Here is a 14,691-nt window from a genome sequence, read left to right as displayed (position 1 = left end):
AAAGTGAAAAATTGTCTGATTTTTTTTCAATTCTCATAGATTAATAATAAAACTAGTTTAAACTTTTAAAATAGTAGAAAAAAACAATCATACGCCTGTTGAAAAAAAGTAAATTACCTTTCACGGTCATGCGTTTGTGATTACAATTGTTTGCTTAAAATCGAATATCATTAGCCTCTTTTTAGAATTGAAGAATTAGACAGTGACCGAAGTAACGCAAGTAAAGCCGAAACATGTCATGATGATGGCTGCCGGAACCGGTGGTCACGTCTTTCCAGCGCTCGCTGTTGCCAAAGAGTTGCAACAACAAGGCTGTGAAGTTTCTTGGCTCGCAACGCCAACAGGTATGGAAAATCGCCTGCTTAAAAATCATAATATTCCAATTTATCAAATTGATATCCAAGGCGTACGCGGCAATGGAGTCGTGCGTAAGCTGATGGCACCATTTAAAATTCTCAAAGCTACATTGAGTGCCATGCGTTATATGAAACAACTCAAAGTCGATGCAGTTGCAGGCTTTGGGGGGTATGTGGCTGGGCCGGGTGGCTTGGCAGCTCGTGCATTGGGCATTCCAGTCATTATCCATGAACAAAATGCGGTGGCAGGTTTTACCAATACGCAGTTGTCGCGTGTGGCTAAAATTGTTTGTCAGGCATTTCCAAATACCTTTCCAGCACAAGATAAAATCGTAACCACAGGGAATCCTGTACGTAAAGAAATTACAGAAATTTTAAATCCGTCATGGCGTTACCAAGAGCGTGAAAAAGCTGGGTTGCCATTACGGGTTTTAATTGTGGGTGGCTCACTGGGCGCACGTGCCTTAAATGAATGTGTGCCGGCAGCCTTGCAGCAATTAGAACAGCCACTCAGTGTATATCACCAGTGTGGTCAAAATAACGCTGAAAGCACATTGGCTCGTTATGCAAATGCACCTGAACATATGCAAGTTGAAGTTCAGCCGTTTATTGAAGATATGGCAGCAGCCTATTCTGCAGCGGATTTGATTATCTGCCGTGCTGGTGCGCTAACCGTCACTGAAATTGCGACAGCAGGTGTAGCAGCCGTGTTTGTTCCTCTGCCAAGTGCAGTGGATGACCATCAAACTGCAAATGCAGGGTTCTTGGCCAATATCAATGCTGCAAAAATTTGCCCACAAGCGGATATGACCGCAGAAAGTTTAACAGCGTTGTTGAAGCCGCTGATGAATCGCCAACGACTTATGGAAATGGCGGTTAAGGCTCGACAACAGGCACAACCCGATGCGACACAGCACGTGGTTGGTTTAATTCAAGATTTGTAAAATTCGAGTAATCTATGTCTCCATCAACGCCTGCCGATCAAGCGAAAAAGCTCATTAAAGTGCCAGAAATGCGCCGTATTAAACACATCCATTTTATTGGGATTGGTGGTGCGGGCATGTGCGGTATTGCCGAAGTATTGAAAAACCAAGGCTATAAAGTTTCAGGTTCAGATATTAAAGCGTCGAAAACTACGGCTCAGCTTGAAGAAAACGGCATTCAAGTTTTCATCGGTCATGCTGCTGAAAATATTCAAGGCGCCAATGTAATCGTGGTATCAACAGCCATTGATTCTGAAAACCCAGAAGTGAAAGCGGCGATTGAAACCCGTACACCTGTTGTACGTCGTGCAGAAATGTTGGGTGAATTAATGCGTTACCGTCATGGTATTGCCGTTGCTGGGACGCATGGTAAAACCACGACAACCAGTCTTGTGACCTGCATGTTGGCAGAAGAAAATCTGGATCCAACTTATGTCATTGGTGGTTTGTTAAATCGTACTGGTGTGAATGCTGCATTGGGTGCAAGCCGTTATATCGTGGCTGAAGCAGACGAGTCAGATGCGTCATTCCTGCATTTACAGCCGATGGCAACGATTGTCACTAATATCGACGCGGACCATATGGATACCTATGGCGGTAGCTTCGATGTATTGAAAGATACCTTCGTACAATTCTTACAGCGCCTTCCATTTTACGGTTTAGCTGTGATGTGTGGTGATGATGCCAACATCCGTGAAATTATGCCGCGTATTGGTCGTCCTGTCGTGACGTATGGTTTCAATGAAGACAACGACATTCGTGCCGTTGATGTGGCTCAAGAAGGCATGCAATCACACTTTACCGTTTTGCGTAAAGACCGTGAGCCGTTACGTTTAACCATTAACTTGCCGGGTCTGCATAATATCTTAAATGCCTTGGCAGCGATTGGTATTGCAACGGATGAAGGCGTTTCTGATGCTGCGATTGCACGTGCCTTAGAAAGCTTCAGTGGCGTAGGTCGTCGTTTCCAAGTCCAAGGCGAATTTGAAGTTGAAGATGGCTTGGTGAAATTGGTCGATGACTATGGTCACCATCCAAAAGAAGTGGAAGCGACCATTAAAGCTGCACGTGCAAGTCATCCAGATCGTCGTTTGGTGATGATGTTCCAGCCACACCGTTTTAGTCGTACGCGTGACTGTTTTGATGACTTCGTTGATGTATTGTCTCAAGTTGATCAACTGTTGTTATTAGAAGTTTATCCTGCAGGTGAAAAACCAATTGTGGGTGCGGATAGTCGTGCGTTGGCTCGAAGCATTCGTCTCCGTGGTGAAGTTGAGCCGATTCTCATCGATCCAGTAGAAGGCAACTTACAAGCAGTAATGAAAAAAGTGTTACAAGCAAATGACTTGTTATTAACACAGGGCGCAGGTAATGTTGGAGCAATCTCAATCGAACTTGCTCAAAACAATCTCTATGTAAAATGATCATCGCTTGGTGATCCAAAGTTTGTTTAGACCGTAGATAAAAGTTTAAGGATATAAACGTGTCAAATGCTTCAAAATTCGGCAAAGTTGCCGTGTTATTAGGTGGGAAATCTGCCGAACGTGAGGTTTCTCTCGATAGTGGTAAAGCTGTACTTGAAGCATTGGTGCGTTCGGGTGTAAATGCCGAAGCATTCGATCCGCAGCAACGCAGTGTGACTGAGTTGGTGGCTTATGACCGTGCATTTATCGTACTTCATGGTCGTGGTGGTGAAGATGGTCAAATTCAGGGTACTTTGGAATGGTTAAACATTCCGTACACTGGAACGGGCGTTCAAGGCTCGGCGATTGGTATGGATAAAGTTAAAACTAAACAAGTTTGGCAAGGTTCAGAACTACCGACAGCACCTTATCGTATTGTCAGTAAAGATTCAGATTTACAAGAAATTGTAGATTCAATTGGTTTGCCATTTATCATCAAGCCCGTGCATGAAGGTTCAAGCATTGGTATGAGCAAAGTTGAAAAAATTGAAGACTTTGCAACCGCAATTGCAAAAGCGACCCAGCATGATGCAGTCGTGATGGCTGAAAAATGGATTACCGGACGTGAATTTACTATTGTGATTTTAAATGGTCAGGCTTTACCGGTGATTCGTTTAGAACCGCCTGCAGATGTGGCTTTTTACGATTACGAAGCGAAATATAACCGTAACGATGTGCAATATGGTATTCCATGTGGCTTGACTGAAGATGAAGAAAAGCGTTTACAAGCTTTATCTTTACGCGCTTTCCAAGCGGTAGGTGCGAGTGGTTGGGGTCGTATTGACGCGATGCAGGATGCAGAAGGAAACTTTTGGTTACTTGAGGTAAATACCGTTCCGGGTATGACTAGTCATTCTTTAGTGCCAAAAGCTGCTAATGCTGTAGGTTATAGTTTTGAAGATCTTTGTGTTGCAATTTTGGAACAAACCCTAACAGGTGCGGCACACTAAATTATGGCTCAACTTCCTGCGTCTATGCGCCGTAAACGTGCAGCAACGACATCGATACATGACAAACCACCGACACGTAAGGAAAAGCTTACCAATGTGGGTGGATGGCTGTTGTTGTTTATTGCATGTATGGTCTTGATTGCCGGAATTTGGGGGCTATATAAAGTCATGACGGATGCACGTGTGGCTGAACTTGATGTGGTGGGTGTGCGGAGCGTCCAAGAAAAACAACAAGTCATGTCATACGTTTCACCGATGATGACTCAAAATTATTTTACCTCTGATTTACGTGTCATTCGTGACCGTACTTTAGAAATCTCGTGGGTCGATCGCGTGGTGGTATCGCGTGCTTGGCCAAATGCAATTCGTGTACGGGTGATGCCGCGTCAAGCAATTGCACGTTGGGGAACTGGGCGACTGTTAAGCGACAGTGGTGATGTATTTGCCGAATTAACCCCGACCAATCATCAGAATTTGCCGTTATTGCATGGGCCGACGAGTCAGTCCAAAATGATGATGCGTCGCTATAATGAAATTAATCAATTATTTATACCTGTTGGCATTCGTTTAAAAGAATTATATTTAACCGAACGAATGACTTGGTTTATGCAGTTTGATTCAGGCTTACGCGTGATTGTCGATCAAGATCAGACCATGAGTAAGTTGCAGCGTTTAAGTTATCTCGCACACAGTGACTTAAAACCTGTATGGCCACGAATTTCTGCCATCGATTTGCGCTACCGAAATGGTTTAGCGATTCAATGGAAAAACTCTGTGCCAGCAAAGTCGGTAAATGGTCAGTTTGTTGTAACCAGTGATGACATAGGCATTGCGAATGCAGCGCCGGTAAAGCCATAATGATCGGCTTTATAAGTAGAGGCTTTAAGCCATAAATTAAACAAACATGTGAATGGTAGTAGTAAATAATGAATGAAGCTGTTCCCTCGGTTGTTGCGATTGACATTGGGACACACAAAGTTTCAGTTTTGATTGGTAAGGTACACGCGCCAGACAATATCCAAGTGGTAGGGATGGCGACCGCTCGTAACCGCGGCATGAATAAAGGGAAAATTGTCAGTCTCGATAAAGTTGTTACCGCAATTAAAAATGCAGTGCAGGAAGCGGAAGATATGGCGGAATGTCGTGTACATTCTGCGTGGATTTCCATTCCAAGTGCTGAACTAAAAAGTTTTTATGCCTCTGGTCGCACTCCAATTGAAAATAATGACCATGCGATTACCACCAATGAAGTGGTGCGTGCATTAGAACTGGCTAAAGCCAGTCATTTAACGTCTGACCACTATTTGGTGAGTGCTGTACCTTTAGGTTTTGAACTAGATGATGAACCTGAGTGGGTATTAAACCCGATTCGCATGTCAGCACGGAGTATGACAGGGCATTATCATTTGATGATGTTGCCTATCAGCACCATGCAGAATTTGGATCGTGCATTAAAAGGCGCCAATATTGGTGTTGAACGCATGGTCATTTCATCATTAGCAACAGCTGAAGCCAGCTTGCTTAAAGATGAAAAAGAATATGGTGTGTGCTTGGTCGATATTGGTGCTGGTACGACCAATATCGCGGTGTATTTAGATGGTCGCTTGGCGATGACACACACCTTGCAACGTGGCGGTGAGCATGTAACACGTGATATTGCTGCTGTATTGCAAACCACAACAGAAGAAGCTGAACGCATTAAGCTGTTGTATGGTTGTGTTGACCTGAAAGTGGTTAAACCTGAAAGTATGATTCAGTTCCAAGGGATTGATGGTCCACAAACCATTAGCCGTATTGAACTGACCGAGATCATTATTGCGCGCTATGAAGAAATCTTTAATCAAGTGCGTAATGAATTGGTCGATCATGGTGCGATTCATGGTTTATATCATGGTGTTGTACTCACAGGTGATGCCTGCCAAATTGAAGGGATGGTGACATTTGCACGTCGGATTTTAGGTGTCTCTGCACATTTAGGTAATCCACCTATGCAAGTGTATGCCGATGATCAACAGCAAGCCGCTTTACGTCGTTCACAATACGCGACTGCCGCAGGTCTGTTAATTTTCAGTCAAAGCGAAACACAAGATACGATCGTTGAGCCAGAAGATACGGAAAAACTTTCAGTATTGAATCGGGTAAAACGTGCATGGTCGGGCTTCAATGACACCTTGAAGTCGATCTTTTAAGTTGAAATATTTGGGAATATTGTTGGGAAGTTGTACGGATTATTGCTTGTACTTGACAAGCTGGAACTTGGACAGCATTCTAAAAAACAATTTTTATTAAGATCAAGGCAGTATACGGGCTGAAGTGTCTGCCAATTATGGATTAGGAATTTTTTAGGCATGGCCTCATTTGAATTTTTAGAAGATGATCAAAGCGACAGCAACGGTCAAGCCCGTTTCACAGTATTCGGTGTAGGTGGTGCTGGTGGTAACGCTGTGCAACACATGTTGGAATCAGATATCGAAGGTGTGAAATTTGTTTGTGCCAATACAGACAAACAAGCACTCGACCGCATGAATGCGCAATTTAAAATCCAACTCGGTGAGCAAAGTACACGTGGTTTGGGTGCAGGTGCAAATCCACAAGTGGGTCAAACTGCTGCTGAAGAAAGCCGTGAGTTGATTCGCCAACACCTTGAAGGTACGGACATGGTGTTCGTGACTGCAGGTATGGGCGGTGGCACAGGTACAGGTGCTGCGCCAGTTGTTGCTGAAATTGCCAAAGAAATGGGTATCTTAACGGTAGGTGTGGTGACGACTCCGTTTAACTTTGAAGGTAAACGTCGTCAGCAATCTGCTGAGAAAGGTATCGAAGCACTTGAGCAACATGTTGATTCTCTAATTATTATTCCGAACCAACGCCTGCTAAAAGTGTTCCGTGATATCTCGATGAAAGATGCTTACAAAAAAGCAGACGACGTACTGTTAAATGCTGTACGTAGTATCTTCGATCTTGTGGTGCGTCCTGGTCATATCAACCTTGACTTTGCCGATTTGAAAACTGCGATGAGTACCCGTGGTTATGCCATGATGGGTGCAGGTTCAGGCCGTGGTGAAAACCGTGCACGTCAAGCAGCTGAACAAGCGATCCGTAGCCCATTGTTAGATAACGTGACGATCATGAATGCAAAAGGCATTTTGATTAACGTCACTGGTGGCGATGACGTAACCTTTGGTGAAATTGAAGAAATCACTGATGTGGTGAACCAAATTGTGGATCTTGATGAAGGTCAAGTGTTCTACGGTACGGTATTTGATCCAGATGCACGTGATGAAATCAGCGTAACTGTAATCGCAACGGGTTTAACTCGTAATTCTGCCGATTCTGCTGAGCCAGTGAAACGCCCTGTCGCACAAGCAACGCGTACAGTCGCTTCTGCACAAGCTCCTGTAGATGAAGATGATGTCCCAGCGATTCAACGTCAGCATAATGAAGCAGCTGCTCCGGCGGCTGCGGCGGCGTCAGCATCGAATTCACGCCCTACGCCAATGAGTATTCAAGACTACTTGAAAAATCAGCAACGTAAATAAAACAAATTCAATGACTTAGGTGTCTATTGATTACAAAAGGTAGCTGATCAGCTACCTTTTTGTTTTTTATCAATGGCTAAATATGCTAACGTATAGCGGTTTTGTGAACTGATGATAGAAGACACATGTTGAAACAACGTACCCTGAAACGCATCGTGAAAGCGAGTGGCATCGGACTGCATAGTGGGCAAAAAGTGATGATTAACTTTGTGCCACATCATGCCGATGGGGGCATTGTGTTTCGTCGTATCGACTTAAATCCACCGATTGATATTCCAGCTGATGCTATGCTGATTCAAGAAGCATTCATGTGTTCTAACTTGGTGCAAGAAAACGCCAAGGTGGGCACAATTGAGCACATTATGAGTGCGATTGCTGGTTTAGGGATTGATAACCTGATTGTGGAAGTGTCGGCGTCTGAAGTGCCTATTATGGATGGGAGTGCAGGCCCGTTCATTTATTTGCTTATGCAAGGTGAACTACAAGAACAAAATGCACCTAAAAAATTCATAAAAATACTTAAACCTGTCGAAGCACTGATTGATGATAAACGTGCTGCCTTTCAACCGCATGACGGTTTCCAATTAAATTTTACGATTGATTTTGACCATCCTGCATTTAAGAAAGAATTTCAATCGGCAACCATCGACTTTTCAACCGAAACATTTGTCTATGAAGTCAGTGAAGCGCGGACTTTTGGCTTTATGAAAGATTTGGATTATCTCAAAGCCAATAATTTGGCTTTGGGGGCGAGTCTCGAAAATGCCATTGGCGTAGATGAAAATGGTGTGGTCAATGAAGAGGGTTTACGCTTCTCGGATGAGTTTGTTCGTCACAAAATATTAGATGCTGTGGGTGATTTATATTTGCTTGGTCATCAAATTATTGCGAAATATGATGCCTATAAGTCAGGTCATGCATTAAATAATCAGTTATTACGCAATGTCAAAAGTGATCCAGATAGCTATGAAATTGTAACATTTGATGACATTAATGATTGCCCAATTAGTTATGTGAATGTGACATAAGTCATTGTCTTATAATAGTGATGTTATATTGTATCATTTTTAAGTGTTAAGTCTGTCACATTCTGAATATTCAAATTTATCTGTTACAACTCGGTGGTTACTTTTTATTGCTTGCCAAACGCAGCATTGCTTGGCTAAGCTTAGGGTCGCTCACAAAGTCAGCAGCATTACGGAGTAAATCCTGAGTTTCTGTACTGAGGGTTCTTGAAATTTTTTCAGGGGAATGGGGCGTTGGAGACGGAGTTCTCAGACGGACTTGAATCTTGTGTAAATCCTTGAATTCGTATATTTGTGATAACTGTGCAATATATTGCTTTTGTAAATAGGCCAACTGACTTATCAGTGCCTGATTTTCTCCAGTTAATATAAGTACACCGTTTATATAACAAACGACTTGCCATTGATCCGGTTGGGGTAATAGCGGTTGGACAATTTTCGTAAGCTTCTGCCATGCAGCAACTTGCGTTGAGAGAAACGAAAAGTTTCCTGTTTTTATGTGTTTTCTTGTTGGTTGAAAGACGTTGACAGGTTCTGACATACATATTTCCTACATGTTTATGTCTTAATCTTATGCGCTCCTTTTGGCTGATATCAAGGACGAAATCACACAAGGAACAAAAGAGAACAGTTTATAGAGGTTTTTTATGCATTTACGACGTATTTTATTGGCGTTTTCATTGGCTGCTTCGGCCGCTTCAGTCGCTTTTGCAGATTTAGTTGAATTAAATCAAGCAGATTCATCATCAGATCGTATTGAACAGTTAACTCGCACTTTGTCTCAAGGTGCTTACTCTGAAAGCAATGATATTGATATTCCAGCAGAAACAAAGTTGAATGTTCAAATTCGTGAAAAATCAATTGAACTCAATAATGCGACAATCGCAAAAAAATACGGTTCAAGCAATTCCTCTAAAAACTATTCAGCAAGTTCAAATAATCCATATTCATGGTTAATTGCCCACCCACTTCCAGACATGAAGCGTGTAAGTTCAAACTATGGTGGTCGTACCATGGGTGGCCGTGCAGAAAATCATTCAGGTTTAGATCTTTCTGCGGCAAGCGGTACGCCTATTTATGCAACAGGTCCAGGCATTGTAACCAAATCTGGCTGGGGCACAGGTTATGGCCAATATGTTGAAATCAACCATGGTAACGGTTACCTGACACGTTATGCACATGCATCACGCTTAATTGCACGTGTAGGCGACCGTGTTGCTGCGGGTGAACATATTGCTAACGTTGGTTGTACTGGTCGTTGTACTGGCCCACATTTGCATTACGAAGTAGTGAAAGATGGTCAACGTAAAAACCCATCGACGTATTTAGCGATGTTGCCATAAGCGCATACAACATCTATATACGAAGCCATTGTCTGAACCTCTACAGACAATGGCTTTTTTATTTATCGCTAATAACTATAAAATTATCACTCTAAAAAATATTGTCTGTATGAAATATGGCGAAAATTGACCCAAAAATGTAAATTTGTGTAATTGTTAATCAATAAGTATTTAGTAAATAAATAATAGAGCTATTTCGTATTCATCTGTGGCGATAACTGAGCCTAGCCAAAATATGGTACTAATAGAGCCATATATTTAGCACATAGGATAGGTGAAGTATGGCGTTTTATGGCGATACAGATGCGCAAGAAACCCAAGAATGGCAGGACGCATTTGATTCAGTTTTACAGCACATGGGAACTGACCGCGCTGCATTTTTGCTTGAAAAACTCTATCAACAAGCGATTGCTAAGCACGTTCCCATTCAGCGACTAAATACTCCTTACTTAAATACCATTTCAGTTGAAGAACAACCGCCTATGCCGGGTGATTCGGATATGGAGCGCCGTATTCGTGCGCTGATCCGCTGGAATGCCTTAGCGATGGTACTGCGTGCCAATAAAACCGGTGATGACTTAGGTGGTCACTTGGCAAGTTTTGCATCATCTGCCACTTTATATGACGTGGGTTTTAACCACTTCTTCCGTGCCAATAGCGACAGCTTTGGCGGTGACATGATTTATTATCAAGGTCACTGTGCGCCAGGTATCTATGCACGTTCGTTCTTAGAAGGTCGTTTGACTGAAGAACACTTAAATAATTTCCGTCGTGAAGTTGGCGGTAAAGGTTTGCCGTCATACCCACATCCGTACTTGATGCCAGATTATTGGCAGTTCCCAACCGTATCGATGGGTCTAGGCCCAATCATGTCGATTTATCAAGCACACATCCAAAAGTACTTGATGAACCGTGGGCTGATCAAAGAAGAAAACCGTAAAGTTTGGGCTTACCTCGGTGATGGTGAGATGGATGAGCCTGAAAGTACAGGTGCCATTTCACTTGCAGGCCGTGAAAAGCTCGACAACCTGATTTGGGTCGTGAACTGTAACTTACAGCGTCTAGATGGCCCAGTTCGTGGTAACGGTAAAATTATTCAAGAACTTGAATCATTGTTCCGTGGTGCAGGCTGGCGTGTGATTAAAGTGGTATGGGGTCGTCATTGGGATCCGCTACTGGCAAAAGATGATACAGGTGCCTTAAAAGCTGTGATGGAAGAAGCAGTTGATGGTGACTTCCAGCGCTATCAAGTGAAAGGCGGTGCGTATACGCGTGCGCATTTCTTTGGTAAATATCCTGAAGCTGAAGAGTTGGTTCGCAACTTAAGCGATGAAGATATTGATAACCTGAACCGTGGTGGGCATGACCCGTACAAAGTGTATGCGGCGTATGCAGAAGCGATGAAGGCCAATGGTCAGCCAACTGTAATCCTAGCGAAAACAGTGAAAGGCTATGGTTTGTCTGAAGAGATTGAAGCCGTCAACAAGACGCATCAAATCAAGAAAATGCAGCTTGAGTCGTTGAAATATGTACGTAATCGTTTCAATTTGCCATTTACCGATGAACAGCTTGAAGAAGTGCCATTCTATCGTCCGAGCGAAAACTCACCTGAATTGAAATACATGAAGGCGCGTCGTGAGGCATTGGGTGGTTATTTACCTGCACGTCGTAAAGAAAGTGAGCAGCTGGCGATTCCTGAGTTGTCTGTGTTTGATGCGGTACTGAAAGGCAGTGGCGGTAAAGAACAATCGACGACTATGTTGATGGTGCGTTTGATTTCTTCGTTATTGAAAGAAAAAGCCATTAAAGACCGTGTCGTGCCAATCGTACCAGATGAAGCGCGTACTTTTGGTTTGGAAGGTATGTTCCGTCAGTTGGGGATCTATGCAGCGCATGGTCAAAAATATACCCCTGAAGACCAAGAGCAGTTGATGCACTATCGTGAAGCCAAAGATGGTCACATGTTACAAGAAGGGATTAACGAAGCAGGTGCGATGAGTGCTTGGGCTGCGTTAGGAACCAGTTATTCAACCAATAACTTGCCAATGATTCCGATGTATATGTACTACTCGATGTTTGGTTTCCAGCGTATTGGCGATATTGCATGGGCTGCAGGTGATGCGCAGGCGCAAGGCTTCTTGCTCGGTGCAACTGCGGGTCGTACAACACTGAACGGTGAAGGTTTACAGCACCAAGATGGTCATTCACATATCTTGGCAAATACGATTCCAAACTGTATTTCTTATGACCCATGTTTTGGTTATGAGTTGGCAGTGATCGTACATGATGGTTTAAAACGCATGTACGTGAACCAAGAGCGCGTGTTCTATTACTTAACAGTAATGAATGAAAACTACGAACACCCTGCTATTCCTGAAGGTGCTGAAGAAGGCATTAAACGTGGTATGTATCTCTTCGAAGAAGATGAGAAAGCAACGGTTCAGTTGATGGGTTCAGGTGTGATTCTGCGTGAAGTGATTAAAGCGGCGAAAATCCTTCGTGATGAATATCAAATTCATTCAAACGTGTGGAGCGTCACTAGCTTTAACGAATTAGCTCGTGATGGTATGGCGTGTGAAGAATACAACCGCCTACATCCATTGGCTGAAGATACGAAAGAAGCTTGGATCTCTCAATTACTTCGTGAAAAAGACGGTATTGTGGTATCGGCAACCGATCACATGCGTGCTTATAGCGAACAAATCCGTGCTTATCTTCCAGACAATCGTCCGTTCGTTGCATTAGGTACAGATGGTTATGGTCGTTCAGATACACGTGGCAACTTACGTAGCTACTTTGGTGTCGATGCCGCACATATTGTGGTAGCAACATTGAAAAAACTCGCGGATGAAGGCGAAGTTGATGCGCGTTTAGTCAAAGATGCTATCTCAAGCTTTGAACTAGATACTGACCGTCCAGTGGCATGGGCTCCGCAGGAAACGCCGGAACTGCATGCTGTGGCTGACTACAAAGAGGAGAACTAATCATGCAAATTACGACTCCTGATATTGGTGTAGATAAAGCAACGGTCGCTGAGATTTTAGTGAAAGTCGGCGACAGCATTAGCGTCGATGACAGCATTGTGTTGTTAGAGTCTGATAAAGCCTCTGTTGAAGTGCCCAGCACTTCGGCAGGCGTGGTGAAAAGCATTGCAGTTAATCTGGGTGACAGTGTTGCTGAAGGTGCTGTGCTGATCGAGTTGGAAGCAGAAGGTCAAAGTACTGCTACAGCTGAGCCAGTACAAAATGCAAGTGAAGACGAAGCAGCAGAACCAACTCCGGTTGTGGAAGCAGAACAAGCTGCAGCAGCACCTGTTGCAGCCAATGCTACTCAGTCGCAAAGTATCGATGTGCAAGTCCCTGATATTGGCGTAGAGAAAGCTACGGTGAGTGAGATTTTGGTCTCTGTTGGTGATGAGATTGATGTCGATCAAAGTATTATCGTGGTGGAATCAGACAAAGCGACAGTCGAAGTTCCAAGTACTGTATCAGGCCGTATCGAATCGATCACGATCAGTGCTGGCGATGTAGTGAAAGAAGGCGTAGTGATTTTAACTGTGAAAACGGCGGCTTCGTCTGCTGCGGTTGCATCGGCTGCTGTGCAAGAAACTGCACAGCCTGTTGCTGCACCCATTGTCGCAGAAGCAACACCAACGCCGTCTACGGCTGCGGCGTCTGGGCCTGTAGAAATTGCAGTGCCTGACTTAGGTGTTGATAAAGCAGCAGTGGCTGAAATTTTAGTCGCTGTGGGTGATGTGGTTGAAAAAGACCAAAGTATCATCGTGGTGGAATCAGACAAAGCAACGGTAGAAGTACCAAGCTCTACCGCTGGTAAAATCACCGCGATTCATGTTCAGTTAGGGCAAAGTGTCTCTGAAGGCGTCGCTTTAGTGACGATTGAAGCCGAAGGTCAAGCTGTTGCAGCACCTGCACCTGCACCAGCGCCAGCAGCGAAACCTGCACCAGCTGTAGCACAGCCTGCGACAGTTGCACCTAAAGCTGAAAGCAAAGTTGAAGCAGCAGCACCGCAACCACAAGGCGCAGATAAGCTCACCAAAGAGCAAAATGCTGCCAATGCCAAAGTGTATGCAGGTCCGGCCGTTCGTAAGCTTGCACGTGAATTAGGTGTGGTTTTGGCAGAAGTCAAAGCATCTGGCCCGCATGAGCGTTTAATGAAAGAAGATTTATTCGCTTATGTAAAAACCCGTTTGACCACTCCGCAAGTTGCACCTGCAGCGCAAGCTGTGGCACAGGTTTCAGGCTTACCGAAATTGCCAAGCTTTGATGCTTTTGGTGGTGTCGAAGAGAAAGTTTTGACACGTTTACAACAAGTGTCGATTCCGCAATTGTCTTTAAACAATTTTATCCCGCAAGTGACGCAGTTCGATGCTGCGGATATTACCGATCTTGAAGCTTGGCGTAATGACTTAAAAGCCAACTTTAAGAAAGAAGGTATTGGCTTAACCATTATGGCCTTCATCATCAAAGCAGTGGCTTACTTGTTGAAAGAAGAGCGTGAATTTGCAGGTCATTTGTCTGATGATGGCAAGTCAGTATTGTTACGCAATGAAATCCACATGGGGATTGCCGTGGCAACGCCTGATGGTTTGACCGTACCTGTACTGCGTAATCCAGATCAAAAATCGATTAAGCAGATTGCAATTGAGCTGGGTGAACTGAGTCAAAAAGCACGTGACAAAAAACTGTCGCCGAAAGATCTACAAGGTGCGAACTTTACCATTACCAGTCTGGGTTCAATTGGTGGTACGGCATTTACACCGCTGGTTAATTGGCCACAGGTGGCGATTTTAGGTATTTCACCTGCAACTATGCAGCCGGTGTGGAATGGTGAAGGCTTTGATCCACGTTTGATGCTGCCGCTGTCATTGTCATACGATCACCGTGTAATTAATGGTGCGGATGCTGCACGTTTTGCCAATAAGCTGACGAAGCTGCTCAAAGATATCCGAACTTTATTGATCTAATCTGACCTGTTTAAGTTTCAAAATGAACCCTGCTTTGGCAGGGTTTTT

Annotated in this window: 11 protein-coding genes; 10 read left to right on the top strand and 1 reads right to left on the bottom strand. The window is 43.9% G+C overall.

The features are described 5' to 3' along the window. Nucleotides 1-202 precede the first annotated feature (202 nt). From murG to lpxC, 7 genes are all read left to right on the top strand, one after another. The gene (gene murG, locus FTU16_RS08280; protein WP_168379398.1) at nucleotides 203-1,300 is read left to right on the top strand and encodes an undecaprenyldiphospho-muramoylpentapeptide beta-N-acetylglucosaminyltransferase; all 1,098 of its coding nucleotides are present in this window, start codon (nucleotides 203-205) and stop codon (nucleotides 1,298-1,300) included. 14 nt (nucleotides 1,301-1,314) lie between these two features. Then, nucleotides 1,315-2,763 carry a UDP-N-acetylmuramate--L-alanine ligase gene (murC, locus tag FTU16_RS08275; RefSeq protein ID WP_078190576.1) on the top strand — a complete coding sequence of 483 codons (1,449 nt, stop codon included), beginning with the start codon at nucleotides 1,315-1,317 and terminating at the stop codon, nucleotides 2,761-2,763. Nucleotides 2,764-2,822: 59 nt separating this feature from the next. Next, the gene (locus FTU16_RS08270; protein ID WP_180008768.1) at nucleotides 2,823-3,752 is read left to right on the top strand and encodes a D-alanine--D-alanine ligase; all 930 of its coding nucleotides are present in this window, start codon (nucleotides 2,823-2,825) and stop codon (nucleotides 3,750-3,752) included. Nucleotides 3,753-3,755: 3 nt separating this feature from the next. Next, the gene (locus tag FTU16_RS08265) at nucleotides 3,756-4,610 is read left to right on the top strand and encodes a cell division protein FtsQ/DivIB (protein ID WP_180063029.1); all 855 of its coding nucleotides are present in this window, start codon (nucleotides 3,756-3,758) and stop codon (nucleotides 4,608-4,610) included. Between the two features lie 68 nt (nucleotides 4,611-4,678). Then, a complete protein-coding gene (gene ftsA, locus FTU16_RS08260) occupies nucleotides 4,679-5,941 on the top strand; it encodes a cell division protein FtsA (RefSeq protein WP_078190573.1) in 1,263 nt (420 codons plus the stop codon). Between the two features lie 159 nt (nucleotides 5,942-6,100). Further along, a complete protein-coding gene (gene ftsZ, locus FTU16_RS08255) occupies nucleotides 6,101-7,291 on the top strand; it encodes a cell division protein FtsZ (protein WP_168379400.1) in 1,191 nt (396 codons plus the stop codon). A 125-nt stretch (nucleotides 7,292-7,416) separates the two neighbouring features. After that, nucleotides 7,417-8,319 carry a UDP-3-O-acyl-N-acetylglucosamine deacetylase gene (lpxC, locus tag FTU16_RS08250; protein ID WP_168379401.1) on the top strand — a complete coding sequence of 301 codons (903 nt, stop codon included), beginning with the start codon at nucleotides 7,417-7,419 and terminating at the stop codon, nucleotides 8,317-8,319. Nucleotides 8,320-8,416: 97 nt separating this feature from the next. On the opposite strand, the gene FTU16_RS08245 is transcribed toward lpxC, so the two are convergent. After that, nucleotides 8,417-8,857, bottom strand: coding sequence for a DciA family protein (locus FTU16_RS08245; RefSeq protein ID WP_111884464.1), 441 nt, complete (start codon nucleotides 8,855-8,857; stop codon nucleotides 8,417-8,419). Between the two features lie 106 nt (nucleotides 8,858-8,963). On the opposite strand from FTU16_RS08245, the gene FTU16_RS08240 reads away from it, so the two are divergent. The 3 genes from FTU16_RS08240 to FTU16_RS08230 all read left to right on the top strand — a co-directional run bounded on the left by FTU16_RS08240 (nucleotide 8,964) and on the right by FTU16_RS08230 (nucleotide 14,643). Beyond that, nucleotides 8,964-9,659 carry a M23 family metallopeptidase gene (locus tag FTU16_RS08240; RefSeq protein ID WP_180008772.1) on the top strand — a complete coding sequence of 232 codons (696 nt, stop codon included), beginning with the start codon at nucleotides 8,964-8,966 and terminating at the stop codon, nucleotides 9,657-9,659. Between the two features lie 281 nt (nucleotides 9,660-9,940). Beyond that, nucleotides 9,941-12,643 carry a pyruvate dehydrogenase (acetyl-transferring), homodimeric type gene (gene aceE, locus FTU16_RS08235; RefSeq protein WP_180163070.1) on the top strand — a complete coding sequence of 901 codons (2,703 nt, stop codon included), beginning with the start codon at nucleotides 9,941-9,943 and terminating at the stop codon, nucleotides 12,641-12,643. A 2-nt stretch (nucleotides 12,644-12,645) separates the two neighbouring features. Then, entirely contained in the window at nucleotides 12,646-14,643 is a 1,998-nt protein-coding gene (locus FTU16_RS08230; RefSeq protein ID WP_180163069.1) for a 2-oxo acid dehydrogenase subunit E2, read from the top strand. Nucleotides 14,644-14,691: the final 48 nt, after the last annotated feature.

Origin of the sequence: Acinetobacter sp. YH12069, from assembly GCF_013419675.1 — a bacterium.
GTDB lineage: Bacteria > Pseudomonadota > Gammaproteobacteria > Pseudomonadales > Moraxellaceae > Acinetobacter > Acinetobacter amyesii.
This window is presented reverse-complemented; position numbering and strand designations above follow the sequence as displayed.

Excerpts from the sequence above, each read along its gene's own strand:
- murC (WP_078190576.1), top strand. The coding sequence starts at position 1,315 with ATGTCTCCATCAACGCCTGCCGATCAAGCGAAAAAGCTCATTAAAGTG.
- FTU16_RS08265 (WP_180063029.1), top strand. The coding sequence starts at position 3,756 with ATGGCTCAACTTCCTGCGTCTATGCGCCGTAAACGTGCAGCAACGACA.
- ftsA (WP_078190573.1), top strand. The coding sequence starts at position 4,679 with ATGAATGAAGCTGTTCCCTCGGTTGTTGCGATTGACATTGGGACACAC.
- ftsZ (WP_168379400.1), top strand. The coding sequence starts at position 6,101 with ATGGCCTCATTTGAATTTTTAGAAGATGATCAAAGCGACAGCAACGGT.
- lpxC (WP_168379401.1), top strand. The coding sequence starts at position 7,417 with ATGTTGAAACAACGTACCCTGAAACGCATCGTGAAAGCGAGTGGCATC.
- FTU16_RS08245 (WP_111884464.1), bottom strand. The coding sequence starts at position 8,857 with ATGTCAGAACCTGTCAACGTCTTTCAACCAACAAGAAAACACATAAAA.
- FTU16_RS08240 (WP_180008772.1), top strand. The coding sequence starts at position 8,964 with ATGCATTTACGACGTATTTTATTGGCGTTTTCATTGGCTGCTTCGGCC.
- aceE (WP_180163070.1), top strand. The coding sequence starts at position 9,941 with ATGGCGTTTTATGGCGATACAGATGCGCAAGAAACCCAAGAATGGCAG.
- FTU16_RS08230 (WP_180163069.1), top strand. The coding sequence starts at position 12,646 with ATGCAAATTACGACTCCTGATATTGGTGTAGATAAAGCAACGGTCGCT.